Raw genomic sequence first — 12,727 nt, 5'->3', positions numbered from 1 at the left:
CATCGCGTTGCGGCAGTCCCCGCAGAGGGTGATGGTCGTAGGGACCGCGCACCAGGAGGTCTCAGCCATGCCCATCGCGACGGTGAACCCGGCCACCGGCGAGAAGGTCGCCACCTACGACGCACTGGACGGCCCCGGTGTGGAGCGCAAACTCGCCGCCGCGGCGGCCGCGTTCGAGAGTTTCCGGCTGCTGCCTCTGTACGAGCGCGCCCGGCTGCTGCACAGCGCCGCCGACCTGCTGGACCACGACCGGCCGGAGATCGCCCGGGTGATGACCGTGGAGATGGGCAAACCCGTCACGCAGGCCCGCGCCGAGGCCGCCAAATGCGCCAAGGCGATGCGCTGGTACGCCGAGCGCGGGGACGCGCTGCTCTCGGACGAGATCCCGGACCCGGCCGATGTGGAGGACTCGGGGGGTGTGACGGCGCGGGTGGTGTTCCGGCCGCTCGGGGTGGTCCTCGCGGTGATGCCGTGGAACTTCCCGCTGTGGCAGGTCGTGCGGTTCGCCGCGCCCGCGCTGATGGCGGGCAACGTGGGACTGCTCAAGCACGCCTCGAACGTGCCGCAGACGGCGCTCTACCTGGAGGACCTGTTCCGCCGGGCGGGCTATCCGGAGGGCTGCTTCCAGACGCTGCTGATCGGTTCCGGGGCGGTGGAGGGCGTGCTGCGGGACCCCCGGGTGGCCGCCGCGACGCTCACCGGCAGTGAACCGGCGGGGCGGGCGGTCGCGGCCGTCGCGGGGGACGAGATCAAGAAGACCGTCCTGGAGCTGGGCGGCAGCGATCCGTTCGTGGTGATGCCGTCGTCCGACGTGGAGCGCGCCGCACGGGTCGCGGTGACGGCCCGGACGCAGAACAACGGCCAGTCGTGCATCGCGGCCAAACGGTTCATCGTCCACGAGGACGTGTACGACGAGTTCGCGGACCGGTTCACCCAGGGCATGAGAGCGCTGCGGGTGGGGGACCCGCTGGACGAGGACACGGAGGTGGGCCCGCTGGCGACCGAGCGGGGCCGGACCGATCTGGAGGAACTGGTCGACGAGGCCGTGGAGAGCGGGGCGACCGTGATGTGCGGCGGCCGGCGACCGGCGGACCTCCCCCACGGCTGGTACTACGAGCCGACGGTCCTCGCCGATGTGACCGAAGCCATGCGTATCCACCACGAGGAGGCGTTCGGTCCGGTGGCGACGCTGTACCGGGTCGCGGACCTCGACGAGGCGGTCGCCCTGGCCAACGACACGCCGTTCGGGCTCAGCTCCAACGTGTGGACCCTGGAGGAGGCGGAGATCACCCGGTTCACCCGTGATCTGGCGGCCGGTGGAGTGTTCTTCAACGGGATGACGGCGTCCCATCCGGCGTTCCCCTTCGGGGGCGTCAAGCGCTCCGGCCACGGGCGGGAGCTGTCCGCGCACGGCATGCACGAGTTCTGCAACATCACCACCGTGTGGCAGGGCGCCTGACCGGCCTAATCCCGGGATGACGGGGAGCCGCAGGGCCGGGTTCGCGGCCCGTGGACGGATACGATCCACAGCGTCGTCGTCCCCGGGAGGAATCTGTGGGTCGGGAAGTCGTGCCCCCTGTGATCATCGACAGCCACGGCAGTCTGCATGTGGCCGCCGAGGATGTGAGCAAGCTGCTGCGCGGGATCGGGGGCCACTGGCTCCATCTGGTGGAGCACGGGCGGCGCGGGCTCGACGAGGACACGGTGGCCACGCTGACCATCGAACTGGCGAAGCTCGCCGACCGGATCGACGTCGCCTGCATCGCGCACCAGACCGCGACGGCACCCTGACCATGACGGCGCCCTGACCGCGACGGCGCCGTGAGCACGACCGTCCCGTCGTGACGGTGCCGGGTCCGGTGCTGGTCCCGGCGGATCGGTTGAGCCGTTCGGGTGACACCGCCGACGGGCCGGAGCGGACACCGGTCGGCGGCGGCGCGCGGGCGGCGGGCCGTGCCAGGCCCGGCGGGGCGGGCCGGAGCGGCGGCGCGCCGAGGGGTCCGGGCGGTCCGGGCGCGGGGGCGGTGCCTCCCCGGTCTGGAGTAGTCCGGCGCGATATCCGGGCCGCCCCGGGTCATCGTGGGTGGACCACCTTCAGCCCGGGGGTCGAGAGAAGGCACCGTTCATGGCGACATTGTGCAGACCCGCTGTATCCGTTCCGGAGCACGTCATCACCATGGAGGACACGCTGGCGCTGGCGAGCAGCCGCCACGCCGACCATCCCCAGCTGCCGCTGGCCCTGCGCCTGATCAGGAACACGGGTGTCAGGACCCGGCACATCGTGCAGCCCATCGAGGAGACCCTGAAGCACCCGGGCTTCGCCGACCGCAACAAGCTGTACGAGTCGGAGGCCAAGGCCCGGGTGCCCGCGGTGGTGCGGCGCGCGCTGGACGACGCCGACCTCCGGGCCGCCGACATCGATGTCATCATCTACGTGTCGTGCACCGGCTTCATGATGCCGTCGCTGACCGCATGGCTGATCAACAAGATGGAGTTCTCCAGCGACACCCGGCAGATACCGATCGCCCAGCTCGGCTGCGCGGCGGGCGGCGCGGCCATCAACCGGGCCCATGACTTCTGCATGGCCTACCCGGACGCGAACGCCCTGATCGTGGCGTGCGAGTTCTGCTCGCTGTGCTACCAGCCCACGGACCTGGGGATCGGCTCGCTGCTGTCCAACGGGCTCTTCGGTGACGGGGTCGCCGCCGCCGTGGTGCGGGGCAAGGGCGGTACGGGGGTGGCGCTGGAGCGCAACGGCTCGTACCTGATCCCGAAGACCGAGGACTGGATCGCCTACGACGTACGGGCGACCGGGTTCCACTTCCTGCTCGACAAGCGGGTGCCCGCGACCATGGAGCCGCTGGCCCCGGCGCTCATTCAGCTCGCCGATGTCCATGGCTGGGACGCCACCGACCTGGACTTCTACATCATCCACGCGGGCGGACCGCGCATCCTGGACGACCTGAGCAAGTACCTCAAGGTCCCGCCGGAGGCGTTCCGCTTCAGCCGGGCGACGCTCACCGAGTACGGCAACATCGCGAGCGCGGTGGTGCTGGACGCGCTGCGCAGGCTCTTCGACGAGGGCGGCGCGGAGCACCGGGCGCGGGGGCTGCTCGCGGGCTTCGGGCCCGGGATCACCGCCGAGATGGCGCTCGGGCGCTGGGTCGCCGCGGACGAGCCGCTGGAACCCGCGCTGCGCGGGTCCCGGGACGCGGTCCCGCAGGCGCTCAACTGACGCCCGCGCGCCCCCCGTCCGGTCCGCGCGTCCGTCCGCGCCGCCCGTCCGCACACCGGCCCGGTACCCGGCGCCGGTCCGTCCCGTCCCGCAGGCCCGGCGTGCCGCACCGCGCGCCGGGCCCCGTACCGCCCCGGCCGGGCTCCCCCGGTCCCCGTCCGTGTCCCACCGTCCTACCGTCCCCGATGGCGAAGGCGTCACCATGACCGACGAGACGACCACGACCACCCTGCCGCCCGTGCGGTTCTGGCCCGCCCTCGATCTGACGGCGGTGGACTTCGACCCGGTGCTGGCGGAGCTGATGCGCGAGGGCCCGGTCACCCGTATCCAGCTGCCCAACGGGGAGGGCTGGGCCTGGCTGGTGACCCGCTACGACGATGTCCGCGCCGTGACCAACGACCCCCGGTTCAGCCGTGCGGCTGTGATGGAGAAACAGGTCACCCGGCTCGCCCCGCACTTCATCCCGGTGGCGGGCGCCGTGGGCTTCGCCGACCCGCCGGACCACACCCGGCTGCGGCGAGCGGTGACGGCGGCGTTCACCGCGCGCGGGGTGCAGCGCATCCGGCAGCACTCCCAGGAACTCCTCGACGAACTGGTGGACGAACTGCTGCGGGACGGACCGCCCGCGGACCTCACCGAGCGGGTGCTCGCGCCGTTCCCGATCGCCGTGATCTGCGAGCTTATGGGCGTACCGGCCGCGGATCGCAAGCGTATGCACACCTGGACCCAGCTGATCCTGTCGTCGTCGAACGGCGTCGAGGTCAGCGAACGGGCCAAGGACGAGATGGTGGCGTACTTCACGGAACTGGTGCGTTCCCGCCGCGACAGCACGACCGAGGACGTCGTCGGGCTGCTGGGGGCGGCGGTGGGGCGCGGCGAGCTGAGCGAGGAGGAGGCCGTCGGGCTCGCGGTGCTCGTCCAGATCGGCGGGGAGGCGGTCACCAACAACAGCGGGCAGCTGTTCTATCTGCTGCTGACCCGCCCCGCGCTGTGGGAGCGGCTGCGCGCCGAGCCGGAGATCCGTTCACAGGCCATCGACGAGCTGATCCGCTACATCCCGCACCGCAGCGCGGTCGGCCTGTCCCGGATCGCGCTGGAGGACATGGAGGTGCACGGCGTCCGGATCAGGGCGGGCGACGCGGTGTACGTGTCGTATCTCGCGGCCAACCGTGATCCGGACGTGTTCCCCGACCCGGACCGCGTCGACTTCGACCGCAGCCCCAACCCCCATGTGTCGTTCGGCCACGGCCCGCACTACTGCGTGGGCGGCATCCTCGCGAAGATGGAGGCCGAGCTGCTGGTGTCGACGCTGGCCGAGCGGCTGCCGGGGCTGGAGCTCGCGGTGGCGCCGGAGGAGGTCCCCTGGCGCAAGGGCGCGCTGATCCGGGGGCCGGAAGCCCTCCCGGTGCGCTGGTGAAGGGGCGGAGGGCGGCCCGATGACCGCACTGCTCCCGCCCGAGGGCCTGCGACCCGCGACCGAGGGTCTGCTGGTCCCCCCCGGACACGGCAAGCGGGTACGGACCCCGGCGCAGGACGTGACGTTCAAGGTGACCGGGGAGCACTCACGGGCCGCTTCGACCTTCGAGGTCCTGGTGCCGCCCGGTTTCGACGTGGGGGCGCATGTGCACACCCGCAGCGAGGAGTTGTTCTATGTGCTGGAGGGCGAGCTGGACGTGCTCGCCTTCGAGCCCCGGGTCCGTACCCCGGACCGCTGGCAGCGCTGGGAGTCGTCGTCGGGCAGCCGGGTGGTGCGGGCCACCCCCGGCACGCTGATCGTCGTCCCCCCGGGCTGTCCGCACGCGTTCGCGAACCCGACGGACTCCCCCGCCAAGATGTTCTTCCAGGCGTCGCCGCCGCCGGACCACGAACGCTACTTCGACGAACTGCTGGAGATCCTCTCGGCGGGCGGCACCCCGGACCACGCGGCGATCGAGGCCCTGCGCGGCCGTTACGACATCGAGCAGCTCACCCCGCTGCGCCACGGCCGGCAGGACCCGCCGGGACGGTGAACGGCGGGGAGCGCAGCCACACGGCGGGGCTGGTGGGGTGGACGGCGGAGTTGCGGGAACGTTTCCGCAGCTCCGCCGTCCGGCTGCCGGGGTCAGCGGATCGGGGTGCCGGAGAGGGTGCGGGCGATGACGAGGCGCTGGATCTCGCTGGTCCCCTCGAAGATGGTGTAGATGGCGGCGTCGCGGTGCATGCGTTCCACGGGGTACTCCCGGGTGTAGCCGTTGCCGCCGAGGATCTGGATCGCCTGGGCGGTGACGTTCCGCGCGGTCTCGCTGGCGAAGAGCTTGGACATGGAGCCCTCGGCGGAGGTGAACGGCCTGCCGTTCGCGGCCATCCAGGAGGCACGCCAGACCAGGAGACGGGCGGCGTCGATGCTGGTGCGCATATCGGCGAGCTGGAAGGCGACGCCCTGGTTGTCGATGATCGGGCGGCCGAACTGCTCGCGGGTCCGGGCGTAGTCCAGGGCGACTTCGTAGGCGGCGCGGGCCGTGCCGACGGCCATCGCGCCGACGGCGGGACGGGACGCCTCGAAGGTGGCCATGGCCGCGTTCTTGAGGCGTTCGCCGCCCGCCGCGGCCTTCTCCCGGGCGCGGGCCAGCCGTTCGTCCAGCCTCTCCTTGCCGCCGAGCAGACAGGAGCCGGGCAGCCGGACGTCCTCCAGGACGACCTCGGCGGTGTGGGAGGCGCGGATGCCGTGCTTCTTGAACTTCTGGCCCTGGGACAGTCCCGGGGTACCGGGCGGCACGATGAAGGACGCGTGCCCCTTGGAGCCGAGGGCGGGGTCGACCACCGCGACCACGACATGGACATCGGCGATACCGCCGTTGGTCGCCCAGGTCTTGGTGCCGTTCAGCACCCACTCGTCCTTGGCCGGGTCATGGACGGCGCGGGTGCGCATGGCGGAGACGTCCGAGCCCGCGTCCGGTTCGGAGGAGCAGAACGCCGCCACCTTCACATCGTCCGGGTCGCCGTACATCTGAGGTATCCAGGTGCCGATCTGCTCCTCGGTTCCGTTGGCGAGGACACCGACGGCCGCGAGACCTGTCCCGACGATCGACAGGGCGATGCCCGCGTCGCCCCAGAACAGTTCCTCCATCGCCATCGGTATGCCGAGGCCGGTCGGGTCGAAGTACTGCTGGGCGTAGAAGTCGAGGGAGTAGATCCCGATCTTCGCGGCCTCCTGGATCACCGGCCACGGTGTCTCCTCGCGTTCGTCCCACTCCGCGGCGGCGGGGCGGATGACATCGGCGGCGAAGCCGTGGAGCCAGTCCCGGACCTCCCGCTGCTCGTCGTTCAGCTCCATGGTGAATCCGGCCATGACTCCTCCAGCGACGTGCGCGAACGGCGGGTGTATCCGAACAGCAAGTGTTACTTGCGGTAACGAAAGTCTGTTACCGGGTGGTAGAAGCTGTCAACACCCGTCCGCCCCCGTATCACCGCGCGTAGCGTGCCCCGGGGACGCGGGGCCGGGGGTGTTACTTTTCGCTGGCGTCATCGGTTTCCAGCAGGGTGGGGAGAGGCAGACCATGGACACCACACAACGGGGCGATCAGCAGAAACCGGCCGACCGGCGTCGGCGTGAACTGCTCGAAGCCGCGGACCGGGTGGTCCTGAGGGACGGTCCGGGTGCCTCGATGAACGCGATCGCCGCCGAGGCGGGGATCACCAAACCGATCCTCTACCGCCACTTCGGTGACAAGGGCGGGCTGTACGCCGCGCTCGCCCAGCGGCACACCGACGCCCTGCTCGTCTCCCTGCGGGCGGCGCTCGACGCGCCCGCCGAGCGGCGTGAGCGGGTCGAGGCGACGCTCGACACCTATCTGTCGGCGATCGAGGCCCGGCCGCAGGTGTACCGGTTCCTGATGCACCCGGCGGAGGGCGGGGCGCCCGGGGACACGGAGTTCGACGTGGGCCGGCACTCCGCGCCGCTGCTGCGCCGGCTCGGGGAGGAGCTGGCCCGGGTCATCGAGGAGCGGCTGGACCTCGGACCCGACGGAGAGCGGGTGTCCCGGGTCTGGGGGCACGGGATCGTCGGGATGATGTACGCGGCGGGCGACTGGTGGCTGGGCGAACGGCCCTGCGACCGGGCGGAGCTGGTGCGTATCCTCGCGGATCTGCTCTGGGGCAGGCTGGCCGCCGCGGGCGACCGGGTGGGCGGACCGGGGTTCTGACCCCCGTCCTCGCTCGGGCCCCCTTCTCCGTCCGGCCCGCGCTCACCGCCAGGGTCCTGTTCCCGGCGCGGGCCCCGCTCACCGCGCGAGCCCATTTCCCCGCTAGGGCCCCGCTCACCGCCCGGTGGCCGACCACCCCGGTCGCGGTCAGGCAGGTCGGGGCACCTGGCGGTCGGAGGCCCGGACAGCCGGGAGCCGGGCGGTCCGAGGCCGGACAGCCGGAGGCCGGGCGGTCGGGGCCGGGCGCGGCGGTCGGTGGTGGTCAGGGGGTCCAGGGGGCGCGGGCGATGGCCCGCCGGAGTCTGCGGGCACGCAGACCGGTGACCCGGTCCGGGTACAGACAGCCGTCCAGATGGTCGCTCTCGTGCTGGAGGCAGCGGGCGAAGAACCCGGTGCCGTCGACCCGGACGGGCTCACCGCGCATGTCCACACCCTCCACCACCGCGTGGTCGAAGCGCTCCGTACCCGCCTCCAGACCCGGCAGCGACAGACAGCCCTCCGGACCGCGGATCACCACCCCGTCGGTGAGCACGAGCCGCGGATTGACGACATATCCGAGATGGCGCAGATCCTCGTCGTCGGGGCAGTCGTGGACGAACACCCGCAGCGCCTCGCCGACCTGGTGCGCCGCGAGGCCCACCCCCCGGGCGGCGTACATCGTGGCGAACATGTCCTCGATCAGCCGTTCCAGCGCGGGCCCGAACTCGGTGACCTCGGCGCCGGGGGTCCGCAAGCCCGGATCGCCGTGCAGGACAAGGGGCCGAACGCGCCCGGAGGCGCCCGGGATGGTGCTTTGTCGCATGCCGGTAAGGGTACGTTCACTGAACCCGCCCGTTCCGCGACGGTGCCGCGGTTCGGGCACCTGACCGGATCTCGATAGGCTGAGGGCTATCGATGCCGGGGCAGGCGCGGCGCCGTACCGCAAGGAGGACGCAGAACGATGGCAGCAAACCCGGACCCGCTGTCGCCACGAGCCAAGCTGGCCGTGACGGCGGGCAAGGCGGCCGCGGCGGTCTCCCGCGCGGCCGGCCGTGGCAGTGGATCGGTGATCGGCGGCCGGGTGGCGCTCAAACTCGACCCGGAGTTGCTGGGGCGGCTCGCGACCCATCTGGACGTGGTGCTGGTCTCGGCCACCAACGGCAAGACGACGACGACCCGGCTCATCGCGGAGGCGCTGCGGGCGGCCGGCCCGGTGGTGTCGAACGCGCTCGGCGCGAACATGCCCGCCGGGATCACCTCGGCGCTCGCGGGCGGCTCCGACGCCCGCTTCGGCGTGATCGAGGTCGACGAGAAGTATCTCGCCGGAGTGGCCCGTGACGTGGAGCCGAAGGCGATCGCGCTGCTCAACCTCTCGCGCGACCAGCTGGACCGCGCGGCGGAGACCCGGATGCTCGCCGAGCACTGGCGGGAGGGCCTCGCCGGGTCCAAGGCCGTGGTGATCGCGAACGCCGACGACCCGCTGGTCGTCTGGGCCGCGTCGTCGTCGCCGAACGTCATCTGGGTGGCGGCGGGACAGATGTGGAAGGACGACGCCTGGTCCTGCCCGTCGTGCGGCGGTGTGATGCAGCGCCCCGGCGACGACTGGTACTGCGGCGACTGCGGCTTCCGCCGTCCCGCGCCGAGCTGGGCGCTCCAGGGCGACTACGTCCTCGACCCGCACGGCTCGGCCTGGCCGATCCACCTCCAGCTCCCGGGCCGCGCGAACAAGGCGAACGCGGCGAGCTCCGCGGCCGTCGCCGCCGTGTTCGGGGTGCCGCCCCAGGTCGCGCTGGAGCGTATGTACCAGGTGCAGGCGGTCGCCGGCCGCTACGACGTGGTCCAGTTCATGGGCCGGGACCTGCGGCTGCTGCTGGCGAAGAACCCGGCCGGCTGGCTGGAGACGTTCTCGCTGATCGACCCGCCGCCGACCCCGGTGATCCTCTCCGTGAACGCGCGCGGCGCCGACGGCACCGACACCTCGTGGCTGTGGGACGTGGACTACACCCAGCTCGGCGGGCACCCGATCTTCGTGATCGGTGACCGCAAGCTGGACCTCGCGGTGCGGCTGGAGGTCGCGGGCCAGAACTTCCAGGTGTGCGACACGGTCGACCAGGCGGTGCAGCTCGCGCCGCCCGGCCGGATCGAGGCCATCGCGAACTACACCGCGTTCCAGGACCTGCGCCGCCGGATCGGCAACTGACGGGCCGCCCCGGCCCGCGCACCCGTACGCCCGCCCGGCACACGGGCCTTCGACCCTAGGACTTCAAGGATGAGCGACAGCAGTCTGCGTCTGGTGTGGATCTACCCGGACCTGCTCAGCACCTACGGCGACCAGGGCAACGCCCTGGTCGTGGAGCGCCGGGCCCGCCAGCGGCGGCTCGACGTCACCCGGATCGACGTCCGCAGCGACCAGCCGATCCCGACCTCGGGTGACATCTATCTGATCGGCGGCGGTGAGGACCGTCCGCAGCGGCTCGCGGCCGAGCGGCTGGGCCGGGACGGCGGACTGCCCCGGGCCGTGGAGAACGGCGCGATCGTCTTCGCGGTCTGCGCGGGGTACCAGATCCTCGGCCATGAGTTCATCAACGACCTCGGGCAGCGTCAGCCGGGGCTCGGGCTGCTCGATGTGAAGACGGTGCGCGGCGAGGGCGAGCGGTGCGTCGGCGATGTCCTCGGCGACATCGACCCGCGCCTCGGCCTGCCGCCGCTGACCGGTTTCGAGAACCACCAGGGTGTGACGTACCTCGGTCCGACGGCCCGTCCGCTGGCGCGGGTGCGGCTCGGCCGGGGCAACGGCTCGGGGGACGGTACGGAGGGCGCGTACAGCGACACCGTGTTCGGGACCTACATGCACGGCCCGGTGCTCGCCCGCAACCCGCTGATCGCGGATCTGCTGCTGAAGCTGGCGCTGGACGTGAACGCGCTGCCGCCGACGGACGACCGCTGGTACGAGGCCCTGCGCAACGAGCGGATCGGCGCGGCGCAGCAGCCCGCCTGATCCGCCGCCCGCTCCTGGTCCGGCCGTGGCCGGGCCGTCCGTGACACCTGAGCGCGGACCCCTTCTGAAGGGGTCCGCGCTCAGGTGTGCGGGCCTGTCCAGCAGTCGGACGTGCGGTTCGGCTGACGTGCGGTGCGCCGGTAGGGTGGCGGCGTCCCACCGGACGGCGTGGTCCGGTCGCACGTCCACGTTGCAAAGGTATTCCGAGCCATGCGTCTTGGTGTCCTCACCTCCGGCGGTGACTGCCCCGGTCTGAACGCGGTGATCCGGTCGGTCGTCCACCGCGCCGTCGTCGACCACGGTGACGAGGTCGTCGGCTTCAACGACGGCTGGCGGGGCCTGCTGGAGTGCGACTACCGCAAGCTCGACCTCGACGCGGTGGGCGGCATCCTCGCGCGGGGCGGCACCATCCTCGGCTCCTCCCGGGTCCAGCCCGCGCATCTGCGGGACGGGGTGGAGCGGGCCAAGGGCCATGTCGCCGATCTGGGTCTCGACGCGATCATCCCGATCGGCGGTGAGGGCACCCTGAAGGCGGCCAAGCTGCTGTCGGACAGCGGACTGCCGATCGTCGGTGTGCCGAAGACCATAGACAACGACATCGCCGCCACGGATGTGACGTTCGGCTTCGACACCGCGGTGGGCGTGGCGACCGAGGCCCTGGACCGGTTGAAGACGACCGCCGAGTCCCATCAGCGGGTGCTGATCGTGGAGGTCATGGGCCGTCACACGGGCTGGATCGCGCTGCACTCGGGGATGGCGGCCGGGGCCCACGCGGTCGTGGTGCCGGAGCGCCCGTTCGATGTGGCGGAGCTCGCGGCGCGGGTCGGGGAGCGGTTCGCGGCGGGCAAGAAGTTCGCGATCGTGGTCGCCGCGGAGGGCGCCAAGCCGCGCGAGGGCTCCATGGAGTTCGACGAGGGCGGCAAGGACATGTACGGGCACGAGCGGTTCGCGGGCATCGCCCGTCAGCTGTCGGTGGAGCTGGAGCACCGTCTCGGCAAGGAGGCCCGGCCGGTGATCCTCGGCCATGTGCAGCGCGGCGGTACCCCGACGGCGTACGACAGGGTGCTGGCGACCCGTTTCGGCTGGCACGCGGTGGAGGCGGCGCACCGGGGTGAGTTCGGGCAGATGACGGCGCTGCGGGGCACGGACATCGTGATGGTGCCGCTGGCGTCGGCCGTGGAGACGCTGAAGACGGTCCCCGAGGAGCGCTACACCGAGGCCGGGGTCGTCCTGTGACCGGTCGCCGCGTCGGCGGGTGACACTTTCGCCGTCCGGGCCGCCCCCGCTCGCAGCCGCGGGCGGGGGCGGTTCTAGTCTGGTGCGGACAGACGCAGCGAACCAGTACGAAACAGGAGCCGGCGGATGGATCACAACGGCCACGGCATGTCCATGGACCTGCCGCCGTTCACGCTGGGGCGGGGGCTCGAATGGTCGCCCGACCTGTTCTTCCTGACCGGCTCGCTGCTCGCGCTCGCCCTGTACGGCTGGGGGGTGACCCGGCTGGTGCGGCGCGGCGACAAGTGGCCGGTGGGCCGGACCGTGTCGTTCGTGCTGGGTGTGCTGTCGGTGGTGCTGGTGATGTGCACCAAGCTCAACGACTACGGCATGGTCATGTTCAGCGTGCACATGGTGCAGCACATGGTGATCAGCATGCTGTCCCCGATCATGCTGCTGCTGGGCGCGCCGATCACGCTCGCGCTGCGGGCCCTGCCGGTGGCGGCCCGTGGCAGCAAGGGGCCGCGTGAGCTGCTGCTGATGCTGCTGCACAGCCGCTATCTGAAGGTGATCACCCACCCGGGGTTCACCATCCCGCTGTTCATCGCGAGCCTGTACGGGCTGTACTTCACCCCCCTGTTCGAGTTCCTGATGGAGTCGAAGCCGGGGCATCTCGCGATGATGGTGCACTTCCTCGCGACGGGTCTGGTGTTCTTCTGGCCGATCATGGGGGTGGACCCGGGTCCGCACCGGCCGGGGTACGTGATGCGGATGCTGGAGCTGTTCGCGGGGATGCCGTTCCACGCGTTCTTCGGCATCGCGCTGATGATGGCGAGCACCCCGATGATCGGCCCGTACCAGAATCCGCCGGAGTCGCTGGGGATCGACGCCCTCGCCGACCAGACGGCGGCCGGGGGTATCGCCTGGGCGTTCAGCGAGGTGCCCTCGGTGCTGGTGCTGATCGCGCTGGTGTTCCAGTGGTACGCCTCCGACCAGCGCCAGGCCCGCCGCCAGGACCGGGCCGCCGACCGGGACGGCGACAAGGAGCTGGCGGCCTACAACGCCTATCTCGCCTCGCTGAACTCCCGGGGCCGCTGACCGCTCCCGGGGCGGCCGGGA

Annotated in this window: 12 protein-coding genes; 10 read left to right on the top strand and 2 right to left on the bottom strand. The window is 71.7% G+C overall.

Features of this window, described 5'->3' with window-relative positions:
- Window positions 1–67 precede the first annotated feature (67 nt).
- From OG711_RS33695 to OG711_RS33675, 5 genes are all read left to right on the top strand, one after another.
- Window positions 68–1,459, top strand: a complete 1,392-nt coding sequence (locus OG711_RS33695) for an NADP-dependent succinic semialdehyde dehydrogenase (RefSeq protein ID WP_073794653.1) — start codon at window positions 68–70, stop codon at window positions 1,457–1,459.
- A gap of 95 nt (window positions 1,460–1,554) precedes the next feature.
- Entirely contained in the window at window positions 1,555–1,791 is a 237-nt protein-coding gene (locus OG711_RS33690; RefSeq protein WP_099281245.1) for a DUF6213 family protein, read from the top strand.
- A gap of 334 nt (window positions 1,792–2,125) precedes the next feature.
- The gene (locus OG711_RS33685; protein ID WP_073794658.1) at window positions 2,126–3,235 is read left to right on the top strand and encodes a type III polyketide synthase; all 1,110 of its coding nucleotides are present in this window, start codon (window positions 2,126–2,128) and stop codon (window positions 3,233–3,235) included.
- Between the two features lie 202 nt (window positions 3,236–3,437).
- Window positions 3,438–4,652 carry a cytochrome P450 gene (locus OG711_RS33680; RefSeq protein ID WP_073794661.1) on the top strand — a complete coding sequence of 405 codons (1,215 nt, stop codon included), beginning with the start codon at window positions 3,438–3,440 and terminating at the stop codon, window positions 4,650–4,652.
- Between the two features lie 19 nt (window positions 4,653–4,671).
- Window positions 4,672–5,244: a cupin domain-containing protein gene (locus OG711_RS33675; protein ID WP_073794664.1), complete on the top strand. Its 573-nt coding sequence runs from the start codon at window positions 4,672–4,674 to the stop codon at window positions 5,242–5,244.
- A gap of 92 nt (window positions 5,245–5,336) precedes the next feature.
- On the opposite strand, the gene OG711_RS33670 is transcribed toward OG711_RS33675, so the two are convergent.
- Entirely contained in the window at window positions 5,337–6,563 is a 1,227-nt protein-coding gene (locus OG711_RS33670) for an acyl-CoA dehydrogenase family protein (protein ID WP_266512697.1), read from the bottom strand.
- A 208-nt stretch (window positions 6,564–6,771) separates the two neighbouring features.
- Between OG711_RS33670 and OG711_RS33665 the strand changes: the two genes are divergently transcribed.
- The gene (locus tag OG711_RS33665) at window positions 6,772–7,416 is read left to right on the top strand and encodes a TetR family transcriptional regulator (RefSeq protein WP_073794670.1); all 645 of its coding nucleotides are present in this window, start codon (window positions 6,772–6,774) and stop codon (window positions 7,414–7,416) included.
- Between the two features lie 262 nt (window positions 7,417–7,678).
- Here the strand turns inward: OG711_RS33665 and def are convergent, their stop codons facing one another.
- Window positions 7,679–8,218: a peptide deformylase gene (def, locus tag OG711_RS33660; RefSeq protein ID WP_073794673.1), complete on the bottom strand. Its 540-nt coding sequence runs from the start codon at window positions 8,216–8,218 to the stop codon at window positions 7,679–7,681.
- Window positions 8,219–8,356: 138 nt separating this feature from the next.
- Here def and OG711_RS33655 point away from each other — a divergent pair, with 138 nt between their 5' ends.
- From OG711_RS33655 to OG711_RS33640, 4 genes are all read left to right on the top strand, one after another.
- Window positions 8,357–9,595: a MurT ligase domain-containing protein gene (locus tag OG711_RS33655; protein WP_073794675.1), complete on the top strand. Its 1,239-nt coding sequence runs from the start codon at window positions 8,357–8,359 to the stop codon at window positions 9,593–9,595.
- Between the two features lie 69 nt (window positions 9,596–9,664).
- On the top strand, window positions 9,665–10,393 hold the full coding sequence (locus tag OG711_RS33650) for a type 1 glutamine amidotransferase (RefSeq protein WP_073794678.1): 729 nt from the start codon (window positions 9,665–9,667) through the stop codon (window positions 10,391–10,393).
- Window positions 10,394–10,603: 210 nt separating this feature from the next.
- Window positions 10,604–11,629 (top strand): 6-phosphofructokinase, encoded by a 1,026-nt coding sequence (locus tag OG711_RS33645; protein ID WP_073794681.1) that lies wholly within the window; start codon window positions 10,604–10,606, stop codon window positions 11,627–11,629.
- Window positions 11,630–11,755: 126 nt separating this feature from the next.
- Window positions 11,756–12,706 carry a cytochrome c oxidase assembly protein gene (locus tag OG711_RS33640; protein ID WP_329562349.1) on the top strand — a complete coding sequence of 317 codons (951 nt, stop codon included), beginning with the start codon at window positions 11,756–11,758 and terminating at the stop codon, window positions 12,704–12,706.
- Window positions 12,707–12,727: the final 21 nt, after the last annotated feature.

Source organism: Streptomyces uncialis (genome assembly GCF_036250755.1).
Taxonomy (GTDB): Bacteria; Actinomycetota; Actinomycetes; order Streptomycetales; family Streptomycetaceae; genus Streptomyces; species Streptomyces uncialis.
This window is presented reverse-complemented; position numbering and strand designations above follow the sequence as displayed.

Bases quoted from the DNA above. Each gene is read 5' to 3' on its own strand.
- OG711_RS33650 (WP_073794678.1), top strand. From the start codon at position 9,665: ATGAGCGACAGCAGTCTGCGTCTGGTGTGGATCTACCCGGACCTGCTC.
- OG711_RS33670 (WP_266512697.1), bottom strand. From the start codon at position 6,563: ATGGCCGGATTCACCATGGAGCTGAACGACGAGCAGCGGGAGGTCCGG.
- OG711_RS33675 (WP_073794664.1), top strand. From the start codon at position 4,672: ATGACCGCACTGCTCCCGCCCGAGGGCCTGCGACCCGCGACCGAGGGT.
- OG711_RS33645 (WP_073794681.1), top strand. From the start codon at position 10,604: ATGCGTCTTGGTGTCCTCACCTCCGGCGGTGACTGCCCCGGTCTGAAC.
- OG711_RS33685 (WP_073794658.1), top strand. From the start codon at position 2,126: ATGGCGACATTGTGCAGACCCGCTGTATCCGTTCCGGAGCACGTCATC.
- OG711_RS33680 (WP_073794661.1), top strand. From the start codon at position 3,438: ATGACCGACGAGACGACCACGACCACCCTGCCGCCCGTGCGGTTCTGG.
- OG711_RS33640 (WP_329562349.1), top strand. From the start codon at position 11,756: ATGGATCACAACGGCCACGGCATGTCCATGGACCTGCCGCCGTTCACG.
- OG711_RS33655 (WP_073794675.1), top strand. From the start codon at position 8,357: ATGGCAGCAAACCCGGACCCGCTGTCGCCACGAGCCAAGCTGGCCGTG.
- OG711_RS33665 (WP_073794670.1), top strand. From the start codon at position 6,772: ATGGACACCACACAACGGGGCGATCAGCAGAAACCGGCCGACCGGCGT.
- def (WP_073794673.1), bottom strand. From the start codon at position 8,218: ATGCGACAAAGCACCATCCCGGGCGCCTCCGGGCGCGTTCGGCCCCTT.
- OG711_RS33695 (WP_073794653.1), top strand. From the start codon at position 68: ATGCCCATCGCGACGGTGAACCCGGCCACCGGCGAGAAGGTCGCCACC.